18 protein-coding genes and 1 pseudogene are annotated in these 16,614 nt (G+C 65.3%); 9 read left to right on the top strand and 10 right to left on the bottom strand.

Annotated features, from left to right (window positions below; all coding sequences use genetic code 11):
• Window positions 1–12: 12 nt before the first annotated feature.
• Window positions 13–2,196, bottom strand: a complete 2,184-nt coding sequence (locus tag AC5RWA_RS00550; RefSeq protein ID WP_494056145.1) for a transglycosylase domain-containing protein — start codon at window positions 2,194–2,196, stop codon at window positions 13–15.
• Window positions 2,197–2,371: 175 nt separating this feature from the next.
• On the opposite strand from AC5RWA_RS00550, the gene AC5RWA_RS00555 reads away from it, so the two are divergent.
• Entirely contained in the window at window positions 2,372–2,986 is a 615-nt protein-coding gene (locus tag AC5RWA_RS00555; RefSeq protein ID WP_494056146.1) for a PadR family transcriptional regulator, read from the top strand.
• A gap of 27 nt (window positions 2,987–3,013) precedes the next feature.
• Here the strand turns inward: AC5RWA_RS00555 and AC5RWA_RS00560 are convergent, their stop codons facing one another.
• Together AC5RWA_RS00560 and AC5RWA_RS00565 are read right to left on the bottom strand one after the other, a co-directional pair.
• Window positions 3,014–4,381: an ammonium transporter gene (locus tag AC5RWA_RS00560; RefSeq protein ID WP_494056147.1), complete on the bottom strand. Its 1,368-nt coding sequence runs from the start codon at window positions 4,379–4,381 to the stop codon at window positions 3,014–3,016.
• A gap of 491 nt (window positions 4,382–4,872) precedes the next feature.
• On the bottom strand, window positions 4,873–5,667 hold the full coding sequence (locus tag AC5RWA_RS00565; RefSeq protein ID WP_494056148.1) for a carbon-nitrogen hydrolase family protein: 795 nt from the start codon (window positions 5,665–5,667) through the stop codon (window positions 4,873–4,875).
• A 32-nt stretch (window positions 5,668–5,699) separates the two neighbouring features.
• On the opposite strand from AC5RWA_RS00565, the gene AC5RWA_RS00570 reads away from it, so the two are divergent.
• Window positions 5,700–6,356 (top strand): GntR family transcriptional regulator, encoded by a 657-nt coding sequence (locus AC5RWA_RS00570; protein WP_079598819.1) that lies wholly within the window; start codon window positions 5,700–5,702, stop codon window positions 6,354–6,356.
• A 4-nt stretch (window positions 6,357–6,360) separates the two neighbouring features.
• Here AC5RWA_RS00570 and AC5RWA_RS00575 read toward each other — a convergent pair whose 3' ends face one another.
• Window positions 6,361–7,746 carry an MFS transporter gene (locus AC5RWA_RS00575; RefSeq protein WP_494056149.1) on the bottom strand — a complete coding sequence of 462 codons (1,386 nt, stop codon included), beginning with the start codon at window positions 7,744–7,746 and terminating at the stop codon, window positions 6,361–6,363.
• A gap of 149 nt (window positions 7,747–7,895) precedes the next feature.
• On the opposite strand from AC5RWA_RS00575, the gene AC5RWA_RS00580 reads away from it, so the two are divergent.
• Window positions 7,896–8,582, top strand: a complete 687-nt coding sequence (locus tag AC5RWA_RS00580) for a DUF2848 domain-containing protein (RefSeq protein WP_494056150.1) — start codon at window positions 7,896–7,898, stop codon at window positions 8,580–8,582.
• Between the two features lie 70 nt (window positions 8,583–8,652).
• Here the strand turns inward: AC5RWA_RS00580 and AC5RWA_RS00585 are convergent, their stop codons facing one another.
• Window positions 8,653–8,889 (bottom strand): DUF2630 family protein, encoded by a 237-nt coding sequence (locus tag AC5RWA_RS00585; RefSeq protein ID WP_079598822.1) that lies wholly within the window; start codon window positions 8,887–8,889, stop codon window positions 8,653–8,655.
• Between the two features lie 93 nt (window positions 8,890–8,982).
• Between AC5RWA_RS00585 and AC5RWA_RS00590 the strand changes: the two genes are divergently transcribed.
• Entirely contained in the window at window positions 8,983–9,381 is a 399-nt protein-coding gene (locus AC5RWA_RS00590; protein ID WP_079598823.1) for a hypothetical protein, read from the top strand.
• Window positions 9,382–9,417: 36 nt separating this feature from the next.
• On the opposite strand, the gene AC5RWA_RS00595 is transcribed toward AC5RWA_RS00590, so the two are convergent.
• The 3 genes from AC5RWA_RS00595 to AC5RWA_RS00605 are packed head-to-tail and all read right to left on the bottom strand — an operon-like array spanning window position 9,418 to window position 10,528.
• Window positions 9,418–9,756 (bottom strand): DUF202 domain-containing protein, encoded by a 339-nt coding sequence (locus AC5RWA_RS00595; RefSeq protein ID WP_275731201.1) that lies wholly within the window; start codon window positions 9,754–9,756, stop codon window positions 9,418–9,420.
• 3 nt (window positions 9,757–9,759) lie between these two features.
• A complete protein-coding gene (locus AC5RWA_RS00600) occupies window positions 9,760–10,164 on the bottom strand; it encodes a YidH family protein (RefSeq protein ID WP_115523891.1) in 405 nt (134 codons plus the stop codon).
• A 25-nt stretch (window positions 10,165–10,189) separates the two neighbouring features.
• Window positions 10,190–10,528 (bottom strand): YnfA family protein, encoded by a 339-nt coding sequence (locus AC5RWA_RS00605; protein ID WP_079598826.1) that lies wholly within the window; start codon window positions 10,526–10,528, stop codon window positions 10,190–10,192.
• Window positions 10,529–10,603: 75 nt separating this feature from the next.
• Here AC5RWA_RS00605 and AC5RWA_RS00610 point away from each other — a divergent pair, with 75 nt between their 5' ends.
• From AC5RWA_RS00610 to AC5RWA_RS00620, 3 genes are all read left to right on the top strand, one after another.
• Window positions 10,604–11,638: an LLM class flavin-dependent oxidoreductase gene (locus tag AC5RWA_RS00610; protein WP_115523892.1), complete on the top strand. Its 1,035-nt coding sequence runs from the start codon at window positions 10,604–10,606 to the stop codon at window positions 11,636–11,638.
• A 223-nt stretch (window positions 11,639–11,861) separates the two neighbouring features.
• Window positions 11,862–12,959 carry a ferredoxin reductase gene (locus tag AC5RWA_RS00615; RefSeq protein ID WP_079598828.1) on the top strand — a complete coding sequence of 366 codons (1,098 nt, stop codon included), beginning with the start codon at window positions 11,862–11,864 and terminating at the stop codon, window positions 12,957–12,959.
• A gap of 13 nt (window positions 12,960–12,972) precedes the next feature.
• On the top strand, window positions 12,973–14,157 hold the full coding sequence (locus tag AC5RWA_RS00620; RefSeq protein WP_079598829.1) for a fatty acid desaturase family protein: 1,185 nt from the start codon (window positions 12,973–12,975) through the stop codon (window positions 14,155–14,157).
• 6 nt (window positions 14,158–14,163) lie between these two features.
• Here the strand turns inward: AC5RWA_RS00620 and AC5RWA_RS00625 are convergent, their stop codons facing one another.
• Both AC5RWA_RS00625 and AC5RWA_RS00630 read right to left on the bottom strand, forming a co-directional pair.
• On the bottom strand, window positions 14,164–15,021 hold the full coding sequence (locus AC5RWA_RS00625; protein WP_494056680.1) for a cation diffusion facilitator family transporter: 858 nt from the start codon (window positions 15,019–15,021) through the stop codon (window positions 14,164–14,166).
• A gap of 206 nt (window positions 15,022–15,227) precedes the next feature.
• Window positions 15,228–15,356, bottom strand: a pseudogene (locus AC5RWA_RS00630) (transcriptional regulator); the annotation flags it as partial.
• A 108-nt stretch (window positions 15,357–15,464) separates the two neighbouring features.
• On the opposite strand from AC5RWA_RS00630, the gene AC5RWA_RS00635 reads away from it, so the two are divergent.
• Together AC5RWA_RS00635 and AC5RWA_RS00640 are read left to right on the top strand one after the other, a co-directional pair.
• Window positions 15,465–15,662 carry a hypothetical protein gene (locus AC5RWA_RS00635; RefSeq protein ID WP_079598831.1) on the top strand — a complete coding sequence of 66 codons (198 nt, stop codon included), beginning with the start codon at window positions 15,465–15,467 and terminating at the stop codon, window positions 15,660–15,662.
• Between the two features lie 109 nt (window positions 15,663–15,771).
• Window positions 15,772–16,608: an alpha/beta fold hydrolase gene (locus AC5RWA_RS00640; RefSeq protein ID WP_494056151.1), complete on the top strand. Its 837-nt coding sequence runs from the start codon at window positions 15,772–15,774 to the stop codon at window positions 16,606–16,608.
• Window positions 16,609–16,614 lie beyond the last annotated feature (6 nt).

Raw genomic sequence — 16,614 nt, forward strand, 5'->3', positions numbered from 1 at the left:
CGGCTGCAGCCGTCAGGGCTTCGGGCTTGGGCTCGGTGACGGGTTGGGGCCCATCATCGATGGGGGAGGCGGCGGGAACGGACCGGCCGGGTAGAGCGGTGCCACTTTCACCATGTAGTTTGCCCACTGTGGCCCTGCGATCATGTAGCCGTCAAGCCGGGGGTAGAACGTCCCGTTGATGGTGACGTTCTGGCCGGGCCGCTTTTGGCTCTCAAGTGGGTCCCCGAAGAAGGAGGCAGTGGCAAGTCCACTGGTATAGCCGACGATCCAGGTTGCACCGTTGTTGTTGGACGTGCCGGTTTTGGCAGCCGTCGGCACCTTGTCATGGACTTTCGGGTTGATCCAGAAGCCGGAGCCCCTCACCAGCACGTCCTGCAGCACGTTGTTCACACCGCGGGCAACGTCCGGCTTTACGGCATCCCTGCACTCGACAGGCTGAGCCGGAAGCTTCCCGCCGGAGGCTTCAGTGACCTCAAGGAGGGCAACCGGGGTGCAGTAGCGGCCGTCATTGGCGAAAGTGGCAAAAGCGTTCGCCATATGCAGCGGAGCGACGTTGGTGGCACCGAGCAGGTTGCCCAATTGGTGCATGTTGATGGGGGAGCCGTCCAGGCCGTTGTGCAGTCCTACCGCGTCCACCATCTTCTGGATGCCGCAGAAGTCCAGTTGAGTGGCCGAAGCGAAGGTAGCCGTGTTGATGGAGTTGTACAGGCCGTAGTTGATGGCCATCTTCCGGTAGAAGCCCTCTTCGGCGTTCTGCAGGTCATCGGCGGCGCCCAGTTCAGGATTGTTCTGCGCGGTGCTGTAGGCGCCCAGCACCTTGCCGCAGCTCGACCTCCACGGGAACCCCAGCGGGTAGACGCGGCGTGATGCGTCCACTTCCGCGGTAAGGGGCTTGCCCTCGTTCAGCCACTGAGCGAACGTGAAGGGCTTCATGGTCGAGCCCGTCTGGAACCCGCCGGCTCCGTTCAGATTATTGCCCTGCGGGTCCTTGGCATCAACATTGAAGTTCAAATGGGTATCGAACTTGCCCGGTTCCGCAAGGAACACGGTGTTCTGCGCCATCGCCAGGATCTTCCCGGTTCCTGGCTGCACCGTCACCAGTGCTGCACCCCACCGGTCCGGGTTGGGCCCCGCCGTGCCATCCACCTGCGCCTGTGCCGCCGCCTGGAGCCTGCTGTCCAGCGTGGTCACGATCGTGAGCCCGCCGCGGTACAGCTTGCGCTGGCGTTCAGTCTCATTCGGCCCGTACGCCGGGTTGTTCAGGATGAGATGCGAGATGTAGTCGCAGAAGTACGGGGCCATCGTGGCATTGGCGCAGCCCTGCCGCTCCGGGCTGATTTTGAGCTCGATCGGGGTGGCCACTGCTTCATCGTGTTCGGCTTGCGTGATCTTGCCGAGGCGGAGCATCTCGCCTAGCACCTGGTTGCGCCGCACCATCGAGTTGTCGGGGTTTAGCGCCGGGTTGTAGAACGTGGGGCTGTTCACGAGCCCAGCCAGCAGGGCGGCCTGGGGCAGGTTGAGGTCTTTGGCCGTGCTGCTGAAGAAGTAGCGTGCAGCAGCTTCAACACCGTAGGCGTCGCTGTTGAAGAACACGATGTTCAGGTAGCCCTCGAGGATCTGCTCCTTGCTGAACTCCTTTTCCAGGGCGAGGGCGAGTTTCATCTCCCGCAGCTTGTCGCCAAGGTCCTTTTGCCCGCTGAGGATCACCTCGTCCGGCCGGTCCTTCGAAAGCCGCGCCTCGTTGATGACATTCGTGACGTATTGCTGGGTGATGGTGGAGGCGCCCTGCCTGTCACCCTTGGTCACATTCGAGACCAAGGCCCGCACAATCCCCTGCGGGTCGACGCCGGCGTGGTCATAGAACCGGCTGTCCTCGATGGCGATGACCGCGTCCTTGATGTACGGGGACATCTGATCCAGCGGTACCCTGACGCGGTTCTCGGCAAAGAACGTGGCGATGGTTTGGCCGTCGGAGGTCAGGACTTTGGTGGATTGCGACGGCGGCTCCACGGTCAGCTCCGCGGGCAGGCCTTCAAAAAACCCGACGGAGTTGCTAACCCCAAACTTGGCCGCTGCCAGGGCAGGAGCCACCAGGCTCGCAACCAGGATCCCGCACATGATGCTCGCGGCAAGGAACCCCAGGAGTTGCCCCAAGGCGCGTCCGGGACCGCGCTTGCGCTTCCGCTTCTTCGCCATTCATCAGCCCTCGAACTCGGAGGTGTGAATCGAGGATACGCCCCTATATCAAGGCGGGCCAGAGCCCGGAAGGTCAGGATATGGTCACGAAAATTGCTTGACTCAGCGATAGTTAACGACATATCGTTAACTATCGCTGAATAAGTCAGCGTAAAGATGAAAGGACGATGCCACCATGAAAGGCATTTCTGACGAAAAATTTCCCGGCCCGGAATTTGCAAGGGGCCGGTTTGAGCGGGGCCGGGGCCGGAGGGGCCCCCACGGACACCGCGGCGGCGGGTTCGGTCCCGGCTTTGGGCCTGGTTTTGGTCCGGGATTCGGGCCCGGCTTTGGTCCCGGTTTCGGACGTGGCTCCCGGCGGGCCAGCCGCGGGGATGTGCGCGCCGCCATCCTGTCGCTCCTGGCCGAATCGCCCTCGAACGGTTACGGCTTGATCAAGACCATTGCCGAAAAGACGGACGGCGCGTGGCGGCCCAGTCCAGGATCCATCTACCCCACGCTGCAGCAGCTCGTGGATGAGGACCTGATTACCGCGCTGAGCGAAGGCCGCGGCACGGAGTTTGCGCTTACCGACGCCGGCAGGGCCTACGTGGCAGAGCATGCCGAGGAGATGGAAAATGCGTGGAACGCCGGTCCGGACAGCTCAGACCGGGAGTTCCACCAGAGCATCGGCAAGCTGATGGGCGTCATTCACCAGTTCCGTAGCGGCGTCACGGAGGAACAGCGGGCAGCTGCCATCGAAAAGCTTGATGAGACCCGCCGTGCACTGTACAAGATCCTGGCGGACTAGGTTCAGGGAACCCGCAGGCGCAGCCCCCTACGCGAAGGAGTCTTCCTTGGCATGAAGTTCAGCGGAATCCTTGGCAGCGGAATCCCTAGCGACGGAATCCTTGGCGGCGGCCGGAACGGCAGCGGTCGGGAGATGGGAAGCGGGGGGCCGCAGGGGGTTGAAGCCGGAGCCCAGCTCGCCGAACGCGTAGGCGCTCTCGGCGTGCTCGGAGAGGTCCACGCCGGCAGTTTCAGCCTCATGGCTGACCCTGAACCCGATGGCCTTGTTGATGATCCGGCCGATGAGAAGGGTTCCCAGGCCGGACAGCAGCAGGGTGATGACAACGGCCGCGGTTTGGGCGATGAGCTGCTGGACCCCGCCGCCGTAGAAGAGCCCGCCACCCTGGCCGTCCACGGGGAGGGCGATGAATCCCAGTGCCAGGGTGCCGATGAGTCCGGCGCCCAGGTGGACTCCCACCACGTCCAGGGAGTCGTCCAGCCCAAAGCGGTACTTGAGGTCAACGAACACCGCGCAGGCGGCGCCCGCCACCAGGCCCAGGCCGATTGCGGCCCCCGGGCTGATGTTGGCGCAGGAGGGGGTGATGGCCACGAGTCCGGCCACCACGCCGGATGCCGCGCCGAGGGAAGTGGGGTGGCCGTGCCGGAGCTTCTCGGTGACCAGCCAGCTCAGCATGGCTGCCGCCGGAGTGACAAGGGTGTTGACCCAGATCAGGCCGGCCTGCTCGGCCGTGGTTGCAGCACCGCCGTTGAAGCCGAACCAGCCGAACCAGAGGATGGCGGCGCCCAGCATGATGAAGGGCACGTTGTGGGGGCGGTGGTTGGGATCTTTGGCGAAGCCGTGCCGCTGGCCAACGATCAGGGCAAGAACCAGTGCGGCTGTTCCGGAGCTGATCTCCACAACAGCGCCGCCGGCGAAGTCGATGACCTGGCCGAAGATGGCGGTGACTGCTCCACCGGCGCTCATCAGGCCGCCGCCCCAGATCATGTAGGCCAGCGGGCAGTAAACCAGGGTGATCCACACCGGCACGAACAGGGCCCATGCGCTGAACTTCGCGCGGTCGGCGATGGCGCCGCTGATCAGTGCCACCGTGATGATGGCGAAGGTGGCGCTGTAGCCGGCCTTGATGAGATCGGGGGAGCCCATGAGGTTCTGCAGCCCGAAGTTGGCGAAGGGGTTGCCGAAGATGCCCAGCACGCCGTCGCCCGTGGTCATGGAGTAGCCCCACAGGACCCACACCACGCCGACAATGCCGGCGGAGATGAAGCTCATCATGATCATGTTCAGCGCGGCCTTGGCACGGGTCATGCCGCCGTAGAAGAGACCGAGCCCGGGCGTCATCAGCAGTACCATCGCGGCTGAAATCATCAGCCAGACGTGTTGGGCAGAGATTTCCACCGGCAGGTCCCTTCGGATGTGAGCTTGACGGGGCGCTGCAGCCCCTTGCCTTTCCCCCGCCGTCCATCTTTCGTTGGTTGTGTTTCGGAAAAGACCGCTCAAAGTTGCCGTGACGTTACACAAATCGCCTTTGCGTGAAGTTCGCGTGTCAGCTGTGTTTCGGCAGTGTTAACGAGCGCCATCCCGTACCTCTCATCGAAAGTCCGCCGTCCCCTTCACGGGCGAATCCACAGGCGACTGCCTTTTGAGAAGGTGAGAAGCCGCCGTCGTACGTCGTTCCCGGCTACGTTTCCTGCCTGTGAACGAGGACTCGCGCTGTCTCAGCGCCTGCAGTGCGATGACTCAGAGGGATGGGACCTGTAGCAACTGGGCGCCCGATCTTTTGCGGCTCGCACGATGCGCACCTGGACGCGTTTGAAGAATGGGTGCACGCCCTCCGCAGCTTCCTGGACCCTGCCGGGTAAAGCGGCGGGGGCGTGCAGCCGGCACGTTCAGAACTGGCGGGCGTTGGCCAGAACGGGAAGCTTGGTGCGGACTTCGTCCACAAGTGAGGGGTCGATGTCCACGACGGCGAGGCCGGGCTTTCCGTCCAGCGCCGCCAGTGCGGATCCCAGCGGGGAGATGACGGCACTGTGCCCGATTCCGGTGGGAGCAGCTCCGGCCGGACCTGCCCCGGTGGTTTCGGGGTCGCCCTGGCCGCAGGCGACCACGAACGTGGTGCTGTCCAGCGCGCGGGCCCGGACCAGCAGGTCCCACTGCTCGGCCTTGCCCTCGCCGGCGCCCCAGGACGCGCACACGATGTTGACCTGCGCGCCGGCCTTGGCATTGGCCGTAAACAATGCAGGGAAACGGACGTCGTAGCACGTGGCCAGTCCGAAGACCGTGCCGTTGAGCTCGAACGTCACAGGGCTTTCTCCCGCATCCACTGTCTTGGACTCCATAAAGCCGAAGGCGTCGAAGAGGTGCACCTTGTCGTAGGAGGTGTCCAGGCCGGGGCCGGTGACCAGCAGCGTGTTGCGGACCCGGCCGTCCTTTCCAGGAGTGAACATCCCCGCTACGATCGCAATGTCCAGTTCCCGGGCAATGCCGCGGACCTTTTCCGCCCACGGTCCATCAAGCGGTTCGGCGATGTCCTTCAGGGAATGGCCGAAAGCGCGCATGGCTGCCTCGGGGAAGACCACCAGTTCCGCGCCGGCGGCTTTGGCCTCCGTTGCGTACTCCCGGATCAACTCCAGGTTGGCAGCAAGGTCTGCGCTGCTGATGATTTGGGCGACTGCAAGACGCATGGAAGAACTCCAATCTGTTGTATACATAATGTATGGGAAAAATGCCGGGAACGGCTGCGTCCGGTCGCGAGAAGGCGTATATCCACCTGCGCGAGAACGTCCTGACTGATCCGGAGCTTCAGGGCCGGTTCCTTAACGAGACAGAGCTGGCAGCAGACATCGGTGTTTCCCGCACCCCGGTCCGTGAAGCCCTGCTCCTCCTGGTATCCGACGGGCTGGTGGAGCTGATTCCGCAGCGCGGTGCGTACGTCCCGGCCATCACCGGCAGGGAAATTTCCGAACTCATGGAGCTGCGCGGCGTGCTGGAAAATTACGCTGCCCGGCTGGTCATCGCTGAGCAGCGCGTCCCCGCGGGCCTGATGCAGGAAACGCTGGACCTCCAGGCCAGGATTCCGGATACGGAAAGCCCGGGGGATGCCCGCGAATTCATCCGGCTGGACACCCTTTTCCATCAGCAGCTCATCGACGCCGCCGGAAATGAACTCATCTCCCGGACCTACAGCAAGCTTCACGTCCGCCAGATCCTGGTGGGCGTCGCCGCCCTGTTCCGGACAGGCGGCCGGCGCCAGGACGTGTGCGCCGAACACCAGGGCATCCTTGACGCCCTGGTGGCCGGCGACGCCGTCCAGGCGCAGAAGGCGATCGACGAGCACTTGGCAGTTACCCGCGATATCCTGCTGCGCACCTGACAGTTCAGCGGGAGTCGCCCACTCCCGACGCCCGCTTGGCTTCCGCCGCGCCTTCCAGGAGGAGACGGTAGTCCTGGTCCTCCACGGTGTCGTTGTCGCGGCCCATGGCGAGACCCACCAGGGTCACGACGGCGGCGACGGCAACGTAGATGGCCACCGGGATCCAGGTGCCGAACTGGGAGAGCAGCACCGTGAACATCAGCGGGGCGATGGCGCCGCCGATCACACCGGCAAAGGTGTAGGCCAGGGAGCTTCCGGTGGAACGCAGCCGGGGGGAGAACTGTTCCACGATGAAGGCGGCCTGCGGGCCGTACATGAACGAGTGTGCCGCGAGCCCCAGGACGATGCCAACGATCAGCATGGGCTGGTTGTCGCCGCCCAGGATGCCGAAGAAGATGAAGGTCCAGACGGCGCCGACCACCGCACCCACTGCGTAGACCAGGCGGCGGTTGAACTGGTCCGAAACGGCGCCGGCCAGCGGGATCATAAAGAGCTGGAAAGCGGAGCCGATCAGGACGGCGGTGAGGACCTGGTTGCGCTCGTAGCCCAGGGTCTGGATGCCGTAGGTCAGGGTGAAGACGGTAAACAGGGCGTACAGCACGTCCGGTCCCACACGGCAGAGGATGGCGGCGATCAGCGGGCGCAGTTCATGGCTGAAGACTTCGCGGATGGGAGCATGCGGCTGCTCGCCGTGGGCCGCGATCGCCTTGAAGACTGGGGTGTCCTCCAGCCGCAGGCGGATCCAGAGGCCGAATGCGACCAGCAGCGCGGAAACCAGGAACGCGATCCGCCAGCCGAAGCCGAGGAACTGTTCCTCGGTCAGCATGAGGGTCAGGACTGCGAGGGCGCCGTTGGCGAGCAGGTTGCCGGCGGGCGGTCCCACCTGTGCGGCCGACGCCCAGAAGCCGCGGCGGTGCGGGTCGCCGTACTCACTGGAGAGCAGGACGGCGCCGCCCCATTCGCCGCCGACACCCACGCCCTGGGCAAAGCGCAGGAGCACCAGGATGATGGGCGCCGTGATGCCGATGGCGTCATACCCTGGCAGGACGCCGATGAGCACGGTGGCCACACCGATGATCATCAGCGTGGTGACCAGGACCCTCTTGCGGCCGATGCGGTCGCCCAGGCGGCCGAAAATAATGCCGCCAACGGGGCGGGACACGTAGCCCACGGCGTACGTGGAGAAGGCCAGGATGGTGCCCGTCAGGGGATCGGAGGCGGGGAAGAAAACGATGGGAAAGACGACGGCGGCGGCGGCTGAGTAGACGGCGAAGTCGTACCACTCGAGGGCCGTCCCGGTGAGGCTGGCAGCAAAGGCCTTGTAGAGGCCCTTGGGATGGATGGGCGGGTGCGGCGCCGCACCGTGTGCCGGAGCTGGGGAGTTGCTCATTCTGTCCTCCACGGGAGTGTTTCAAGGGTGACGCCTGTCACGCTGGCGTTAAATGTATACATTACGCATACTGGTTGTACATTGGCGACCCTTTCCGGTTTCCGAGTTGTTAATTTTTCCTGCAGCACAAGAAAAAGGACGGATCCACCATGACGGTTCTCAGCTTCGAACTTCCCGACGGCAGCACCAGGGAAGTGGAGGTCAAGCACCTCCTGAACGCCGGATACGCAGGCCGCGAGCAGGATGAAGTCCAGGCGCACATCGCCGAACTCGCGGAGTTGGGGGTCCCGGGTCCCGCCACCACGCCCGCCCTCTACCCGGTGTCGCCCTACCTCGCGCAGCAGGTGTCCGAGGTCCGCGTGCAGCACGCGCGGACGTCGGGCGAAGCCGAATGGGCGCTGGTGATTACCGATGACGGCGTGCTGCTGACCGTTGCCTGCGACCACACCGACCGGGAACTGGAAGTGCACGGCGTGGCGTGGAGCAAGAACGCCAGCCCGGACGTGCTGGGGCGGAAGGCATGGCGGCTGGATGACGTTCGCGACCACCTGGACAGGATCACGCTCAAGGGCTGGGTGGGGGAGGGGGACACCCCGGACACGCTCATTCAGGACAGCTCACTGGAGGCGCTGCTCACCCCGGACTACTGGCTTGGCGTGCTTGAAGAACGCGGCCTCAACCAGCCCGGAACGGTGCTGATTTCGGGGACTGTTGCCATGACGGGCGGAGTGAACCAGTTCGCCCGCAGCTGGAAAGTGGAAATGAGCGATCCCGTCACCGGGCTCTCCGTGGACGTCCAGTACGTAGTGGAGCAGATGCCCGAGCCCATCGGCTAACGCGCATCAAAAGGTGTCCTGCCCGGCCCCGCCGGAGTAAAAGCGGCGGGACCGGGCAGGCGTTGGGCGGTTACTGCTTGTAGTTCTCAACCTCGCTGACGGGCCGCGGCTCGGCCTCGTTCGGGTTCTCGCCGGACTCCGATTTGGCCCTGCGCTGGCGCAGCAGGTCCCAGCACTGGTCGAGGCTTTCCTCTACTTGCTTGAGCCGGGCCTGGTCCGGCGCCTGCCCGTCGCCGGAGCCCTCGCGGAGTGAATGTTCCTCCTCCACCAGGGCCTGGATGCGCGCCAAAAGATCCTGATCGTCCATGACTTTCCCCTTACTCCGGACCGGTCACTTTGGTTCCCTCAGCGTACGTAGTCGGTGCAGAAGCCACCACCCCTGCGCGGTACCATCAAGTTCATGCCCACTGTGCTTGAAATGGCAGGTCCAATCCTGGAAATGCTGACCTGGTTGTGCCTGCCCGCCGGGCTGGGCCTGCTGTTCTACACGGGGTTCCTCCGCCGCTTCGTGCACCCCTGGGACGTGGCCGAGGCAGTGGTGTACTCCGACACCACGGGCGTGGGCTTCCGCTGGTTCGACCGCAAATACCAGGTGCACCATGCCCCCATGTCCCCCCACGACATCAAGGACCTGGCGGTGGGCGACACACTTCCCATTTACTACCACCCCAAACGTCCCACCCAGTGGCAGATGGCCGCACCCGAGGAAGCCGGCAAAACGGCCTCCTTGCTGGGCCGCGCCCTGACCGCCATCGGGGCGGTGGCGCTGTTGGCAGGCTTCGTCCTGCCCATGTTTTAGCGCCGGATCCTTTAAAGCTGGTGGGTTCCCCAGCTCCTAACCGGCCAGGACGACGCCGATGCCCAGGCCTCCCAGCGCCACCCCCGCAAAGGCCGTCCAGAGCACCGCGGTGATGTCGGCGTCGACACTTTCCTGATGGATGCCGCGGGAGCTGGTGCTGTAGCGCCGGCGCTGGGTGAGGTAGATGGCCAGCGCAGCGCCTGCCGAAACCGCGAACAGCAGCAGGATGGGGAACCCGTGGGCAGGGAGCCAGCGCAGGAAAATGGCGCTGACCGTTACCAGTGCCATCATGGTCCGGCCCCAGGCCAGCGTGGTCCGCTCCGGCTGGAGGCCCGGATCCCCGTGCGGGCCGGCAGGGCGGCGGGAATTTCCCATGCGTCAGCGCCAGAGGATAAAGACCAGGACGACGGCGGCCGCAAGGGCCCCTGCCCCCGCGAGGAGGGGCACAATGAGCGGCAGCGGCAGGGGGGCTTTATTGCGCATGCTGCGTTCCACCCGGAGCCACCGCACCGCCGAGCCGGCGCTGAGCAGCATGCCGAGCAGCAGCAGGACCACGGCCAGTCCCTTGCGGACCGGCTCCAGGAACAGGTCGGCGGTGAACGCCTCAATGGCGATGCCGCCGGCCAGCAGTGCAAGGGACGTTCGGATCCAGGCGAGAAAGGTGCGCTCGTTGGCGAGGGTGAACCGCGGGTCGGGTTCCTCCCCGCCCGGCAGCAGGCGCTCGGCGATTTTTCCGCGCGACGGCGGTACGGGTTCCCCGGGGCCCTGCTGCCTGTTCGTCACGGTGCCAGTTTAGTTGGGGACGGCGTTAGCTTCCGCCGCGCGGGGCAAACATGATGACCGCCACGCCCAGCAGGCAAATCAGGGAACCGGCCACGTCCCACCGGTCGGGGCGGAAGCCGTCAAAGATCATGCCCCAGGCCAGCGAGCCGGCGACGAACACCCCGCCGTAGGCTGCCAGGATCCGGCCAAAATGGGCGTCGGGCTGGAGTGTGGCCACGAAGCCGTAGGCACCCAGGGCTATGACGCCCAGCCCGGCCCACCACCAGTCCTTGCCTTCCCGCACGGATTGCCACACAAGCCAGGCGCCACCGATCTCCGCCGCTGCCGCCAGCACGAACAGCAGGACAGTCTTGCCGATGGTCAACGTTTCATCAGGAGTAGCCACGCAGCCATCATGCCAGCCGGGAATGCCGGCAGGGCGACACGGGTTGGGGCAGGTATGGAACGCATAGGATTCCTCTCATTTGGCCATTGGGGCCCCGGCCAGGGCTCCCGCACCAGGACTGCCGGCGAGGCACTGCTCCAGGGCATCGAGCTGGCGGTAGCCGCCGAGGAGCTCGGCGTGGACGGAGCATTTTTCCGCGTCCACCACTTCGCCCGCCAGCAGGCCTCCCCGTTCCCGCTGCTTTCCGCTATTGCAGCACGCACCCGCAGGATCGAAATCGGCACCGGCGTTATCGACATGCGGTACGAAAACCCGTTGTACATGGCGGAGGAAGCGGCGGCAACGGACCTGATCAGCGGAGGCCGGCTGCAGCTGGGCATCAGCCGCGGTTCACCCGAGCCTGCGCGCAACGGAGCCGCGGCTTTCGGCCACGTGCCGGACGCCGGGGAAACAGATGCCGACATGGCCCGCCGGCACACGGAGCTCTTCCGTAAGGCGATCAGCGGGGCAGGGGTGGCTGAAGCTGATCCCCGCTATGCCGGCGGTGCCGTTGGGCTTCTGCCCGTCCAGCCCCAGTCACCCGGCCTTGCCGAACGCATCTGGTGGGGAGCCGGGAGCCGCAAAACTGCGGTCTGGGCCGCGGAACTGGGCATGAACCTGATGAGTTCCACGCTGCTGACCGAGGACACGGGTGTGCCGTTCCACGAATTGCAGGCGGAGCAGATCCAGCTGTTCCGGGACGCCTGGTCCGCTGCAGGCCACAGCCACGTACCCCGGGTTTCGGTCAGCCGCAGCGTGCTTCCCATCGTGGACGCCGAGGACAGCCGGTATTTCGCGGGCAGCGCCCTGCGCGACAGCCGGGACCAGGTGGGCATCATCGACGGGCTCACCGCCAGGTTCGGCAAGACCTATGTGGGCGAGCCGGACCAGCTGGCGGAACAGCTCGCCGCGGACACCGCCGTCCAGGCCGCGGACACCCTGCTGCTGACCGTTCCCAACCAGCTCGGGGTGGAATTCAACGCCAAGCTCCTGGGCAACGTGGCCCGCCACATCGCCCCGGCGCTGGGCTGGAGTCCGTCCCGCTCCTGACCAGCCGTAACATTCCGGATGCGGAGCCAAAATTGCCTGCACCGTGCGCTTCGGAGATACACTAAGCACGCTTACTGATTTGTGGAGGAACCATCTGCGTACCGCAGCCGTTACTCTTAGAGTGCGGCTTTGGGGGCTTAGCGCCACCATTACAGCGTGACTGCGGAACGGTCATATGACGGAGAGAGAGAATTATGGCTCGCGCCGCTCTAGGCTTAATCGCATGATCCGGTTACGACAGCTGGCCCAGGCGGCCTCTGTGCTCACTACGCCTTTGGCGCCGGAGGATATCCTCGCGCTTTTCAACCCCGTCTACTCGGCACGGCAGCTCCGCGGTGTGGTGACGCGCGTGGTTCAGGAAACCGCGCAGTCGGCCACCATCTTCTTCCGCCCCGGCCGCGGCTGGCACTCCCACCTGGCAGGGCAGTGGGCGCGCATCGGCGTCGAACTCGACGGCGTCCGCCACTGGCGGTCCTACTCCCTCAGCGCCCCCGCGGGCAAGGACCCGGCCATCACCGTGACCGACGTCGGAGCCGTCTCCGGGACCCTGGTGCGCACCACCAAACCCGGCGACGTCCTCTTCCTCGCACCCCCGCAGGGCGACTTCGTGCTTCCCGAGCACCCGCGGCCCCTGCTGATGGTGACCGCGGGCAGCGGCATCACTCCGGTGATGTCCATGATCCGCACCCTTGTTCCCCGGCGTCCGGATGCCGACGTCGTGCTGGTCCACTCAGCCCGCACGCCGGGTGACAGCCTCTTCCGCGAGGAACTCGCCGAACTTGCCGACCAGTTCCCCAACTTCCGGCTTGCCCACTGGTTTACCGGCGAGCAGGGCCGCATGGACCTCACCAACACCTCCCAGCTGGACGAGATTTGCCCGGACTGGAAGGAACGCGCGGCCTACGCCTGCGGCCCCGACAGCTTCCTGGACGACGCCGAAGCGCTGTGGAAGCGCGCCGCGCTCACAACGGCAGCGCCCGGAACGGACGTCGCGGTGGCCGGCAGCGCCGGAAACCTCATGATCGAGCGCTTCAACACCACCTTCGACGCCGGCGTGGGGCACGACGGCGGGCTGGTCACCTTCGAAGCGTCCGACCGTGAGGTGGAAGCCGACGGCGACACCCCCATCCTGGACGTCGGCGAGGACGCCGGGGTGCTGATGCCCAGCGGCTGCCGGATGGGAATCTGCCACAGCTGCCTCACCCCGCTCCTGTCCGGACAGGTCCGCGACCTCCGTACCGGGGAAATCCATGGCGAACCCGGCCAACTGATCCAAACGTGTGTCTCGGCAGCCGCCGGACCCGTCAACCTCGAAATCTGAGGAGCATCAAGGTATGTCTGTAATAACACCCAGCAAGGTCACTCCTGCCGGCGGCAGTTCACCCAAGAGCTCAAGGACGCGCCCCGGAAAGCTCGCCGAATCCGGCAGCCCCACCGTCCGCCCGCCGGCCGCGGCCCACCTCAGCGACGAACAGGTGGCGGAGCTCGGCCGCGAACTCGACGCGATCCGCGACGAAATCCTGGCAAAGCGCGGCGCGGAAGATGCCGCGTACATCCGCCGCATGATCAAGATCCAGCGCGGGCTGGAGATTTCCGGCCGCGCCGCACTGCTGGTCAGCAAGAACAAGGCTGCCTGGGTCACCGGAACCACCCTGCTCAGCCTTGCCAAGATCCTGGAAAACATGGAGCTGGGCCACAACATCCTGCACGGCCAGTGGGACTGGATGCGGGACCCGGACATCCACTCCACGACGTGGGAATGGGACTTCGTTACCCCCTCGCGCTCCTGGCAGCACACCCACAATGACCTGCACCACCGCTGGACCAACGTTGTGGGCAAGGACAACGACGTCGGATACAACCTCCTGCGCATGGACGAGGAGCAGCCGTGGAAGCCCATCAACCTGGCCAACCCGCTGTTCAACGCCATCCTGGCGCCGGTCTTCGAGTGGGGCATTGCCATCTATGACCTCGAGCTGACCGAGTACAAGGAAGGCACCAAGTCCAAGGAGGCCCTGCTCAAGGACCTCAAGGCCCTGGGCAAGAAGGTTGTCACGCAGTTCACCAAGGACTACGCGGCAACCCCCGCTGTTGCCATGCTCACCGGTTCCGGCAAGCAGGCCCTGTACGGCACGCTCGCTGCCAACGCCGTCCGCAACGTCTGGGCCCACGCCGTGATCTTCTGCGGCCACTTCCCGGAGGGCACCGACACCTTCACGGAGGACATGGTCGAAGGGGAGACCCGCGGTGACTGGTACGTCCGCCAGATGATCGGCTCGGCCAACATCTCCGGCTCCAAGTTCATGCACACCATGACCGGAAACCTGTCGCACCAGATCGAGCACCACCTGTTCCCGGACCTGCCCTCCAACCGGTACGCCGAGGTGGCACCCCGGGTTCGGGAGATCTGCCAGCGCTACGGCCTGAAGTACACCACCGGGCCGCTCCTGAAGCAGGTGGGCTCGTCCTGGGCCAAGGTCTTCAAGCTGGCCCTTCCGGGCAAGGCCGCCAAGGCCTGATCCCCGCTACCGCCGCAAGCTGGGCGACAGGACCATGTCGTCCAGCTTCGGCAGGGCATGCCTCAGCCGGTGGTCCGCCTGATGCAGGATGTCCTCGGCGGCCGACAGGCTGCCGTCCTCAACCACAACTATGGCCGTACCCTGCAGCCGGTGGCCGTTCCAGCGCAGCTGCAGCCGCTTGACGGCCAGTACACCCGGGGTTCCTTCCAGGGCCTCGTGGGCGCGTGACACCAGGTCCGGCTCAATGCCGTCCATCAGCCGGCGGCCAATGCTGCGGACCGTGCCCCACAAGAGCACCACGATGGCTGCCGAAATCAGCAGCCCAACAATCGGGTCGGCCAGCGGGAATCCGAGCATAACGCCCGCCGCGCCGAGCACCACGGCCAGCGACGTGAAACCGTCGGTGCGTGCGTGGACGCCGTCAGCTACCAGGGCTGCCGATCCAATTCTGCGGCCCACCCGGATCCGGTAGATGGCAACCGCCTCGTTTCCGGCAAAGCCGATGATTCCGGCCGCCATCACCCACCCAAGGTTTTGAAGAGGCTGGGGGTGGATGAGCCGGTCCACTGACTGCCAGCCCGCCACGATGGCCGAGAGGGCCACCACCGCCACGATGAACAGGCCGGCCAGGTCCTCGGCCCTGCCGAACCCGAACGTGTACCGGCGGGTGGCTGCCTTCCTGCCCAGGATGAACGCAATCCACAGCGGCACCGCCGTGAGGGCGTCGGAGAAGTTGTGGATGGTGTCCGCCAGCAGGGCCACGGAGCCGCTGAACAGGACCACGGCGAACTGCAGCACCGTGGTGGCCAACAGGACGAAGAGGCTGATCTTCAGGGCGCGGATGCCCTCGGTGCTGGCTTCCATCGCGTCGTCGATGGAGTCCGCTGAATCGTGCGTGTGCGGGACAAACAGCTCCAGCAGCCAGCCCTTGAAGCCGCGGTGATGATGATGCCCGTGGTCGTGCACGTGCCCATGGTCATCGCTGTGGTGTACATCGGTGTGCTGGTGATGCCCGTCGTCGTGCGTGTGCTGGTGGGACGCCTCCTGGCCGGCCTCCCGCGGCTGCCCGCTCACGGGGTGGTCCCGTCCAGGAGGTGGTGAGCCGGCTGGCCGCCCAGCGCGTGCTCGGCCTGGAAGATGGCGTCGGCCACCAGCTGCCGGGCGTGTTCATTCTCCAGGCGGTACAGGACCCGGGTCCCGGCATTCATGCGCATATAGTGTCACAAGCAGGGGTCGTGCCGCACTATGGTGACGGCTGCCGCCGTCGCATAATTGAACCCACAGCCGCCGCGGCCTTTGGAGGAATCATGCGGATCCTGGGAGCACTTGTTGTCATCTGGCTGATCATCGGCGGTGTGGCTGCCTGGCAGCGCGGCTACTTTGGCGGAGCGCCGGGTTCCTGCGCGCAGGCAGGGACCGTGGTCCTCACCATCGCCGCAGGACCCTTGAACTACATGGGAGCAAACCCGCAGATATCCTGCGAACTTCCGCAGCCGTCCCAATAGCAGCGGTGGCCCTGGCGGCACCTTTCACGGCGACAGCCCTAGAGTAGGGAGTGCGCGGGCCGGGCACGAACGTCCGCCCGCTCCGATCAGTCTCGAAAGGAATTGCCGCGTGGCTTTCATTACCGTTGGAACTGAAAACAGCACTGACATCGAGCTTTACTACGAGGACCATGGCTCAGGCCAGCCGGTGGTCCTGATCCACGGCTACCCCCTGGACGGGTCCTCATGGGAAAAGCAGACCGCTGCCCTCTTGGACGCCGGCTACCGCGTCATCACCTACGACCGCCGCGGTTTCGGCAAGTCCAGCAAGACCACCGAAGGCTACGACTACGACACCTTCGCCGCCGACCTGAACGAGCTGCTGACCACCCTGAACCTGAATGACGTGGTGCTGGTGGGCTTCTCCATGGGCACCGGTGAGGTTGCCCGCTACCTGTCCAACTACGGTTCGACCCGCGTGGCCCGGGCCGCCTTCCTGGGTTCTCTGGAGCCCTTCCTGCTCAAGACCGACGACAACCCGGACGGCGTCCCGCAGGAGGTCTTCGATGGGCTGACGGAAGCAGTCACAGCAGACCGGTACGCCTTCTTCACCGAATTTTTCAAGAACTTTTACAACTCGGACACCTTCCTGGGCACTCCCCGCCTGAGCCAGGAGCTGGTCAACGCAAGCTGGAACCTGGCAGCCGGCTCCGGGGCAATCGCGTCCGTGGCCGCCCAGCCCACCTGGCTGACGGACTTCCGCCAGGACGTCCCCAAGATCAACGTTCCCGCCCTGATCCTCCACGGCACCGCGGACAACATCCTTCCGATCGATTCCACCGGACGCCTGTTCGCCAAGGCCCTGCCCAGCGCAGAGTACGTGGAGATCGAGGGTGCCCCGCACGGCCTGCTGTGGACCCACGCGGGCGAGGTCAACGAAGCACTGCTGCGCTTCCTCGCAAAGTAAGGGTTA

Source organism: Arthrobacter sp. 210 2 (assembly GCF_059093025.1).

Excerpts from the sequence above, each read along its gene's own strand:
- AC5RWA_RS00595 (WP_275731201.1), bottom strand. The coding sequence starts at position 9,756 with ATGGGAAATTCCCGCCGCCCTGCCGGCCCGCACGGGGATCCGGGCCTC.
- AC5RWA_RS00585 (WP_079598822.1), bottom strand. The coding sequence starts at position 8,889 with ATGGACGATCAGGATCTTTTGGCGCGCATCCAGGCCCTGGTGGAGGAG.
- AC5RWA_RS00635 (WP_079598831.1), top strand. The coding sequence starts at position 15,465 with ATGCGGATCCTGGGAGCACTTGTTGTCATCTGGCTGATCATCGGCGGT.
- AC5RWA_RS00550 (WP_494056145.1), bottom strand. The coding sequence starts at position 2,196 with ATGGCGAAGAAGCGGAAGCGCAAGCGCGGTCCCGGACGCGCCTTGGGG.
- AC5RWA_RS00625 (WP_494056680.1), bottom strand. The coding sequence starts at position 15,021 with ATGGAAGCCAGCACCGAGGGCATCCGCGCCCTGAAGATCAGCCTCTTC.
- AC5RWA_RS00580 (WP_494056150.1), top strand. The coding sequence starts at position 7,896 with ATGACGGTTCTCAGCTTCGAACTTCCCGACGGCAGCACCAGGGAAGTG.
- AC5RWA_RS00575 (WP_494056149.1), bottom strand. The coding sequence starts at position 7,746 with ATGAGCAACTCCCCAGCTCCGGCACACGGTGCGGCGCCGCACCCGCCC.
- AC5RWA_RS00590 (WP_079598823.1), top strand. The coding sequence starts at position 8,983 with ATGCCCACTGTGCTTGAAATGGCAGGTCCAATCCTGGAAATGCTGACC.
- AC5RWA_RS00555 (WP_494056146.1), top strand. The coding sequence starts at position 2,372 with ATGAAAGGCATTTCTGACGAAAAATTTCCCGGCCCGGAATTTGCAAGG.
- AC5RWA_RS00610 (WP_115523892.1), top strand. The coding sequence starts at position 10,604 with ATGGAACGCATAGGATTCCTCTCATTTGGCCATTGGGGCCCCGGCCAG.
- AC5RWA_RS00620 (WP_079598829.1), top strand. The coding sequence starts at position 12,973 with ATGTCTGTAATAACACCCAGCAAGGTCACTCCTGCCGGCGGCAGTTCA.
- AC5RWA_RS00615 (WP_079598828.1), top strand. The coding sequence starts at position 11,862 with ATGATCCGGTTACGACAGCTGGCCCAGGCGGCCTCTGTGCTCACTACG.
- AC5RWA_RS00570 (WP_079598819.1), top strand. The coding sequence starts at position 5,700 with ATGGGAAAAATGCCGGGAACGGCTGCGTCCGGTCGCGAGAAGGCGTAT.
- AC5RWA_RS00565 (WP_494056148.1), bottom strand. The coding sequence starts at position 5,667 with ATGCGTCTTGCAGTCGCCCAAATCATCAGCAGCGCAGACCTTGCTGCC.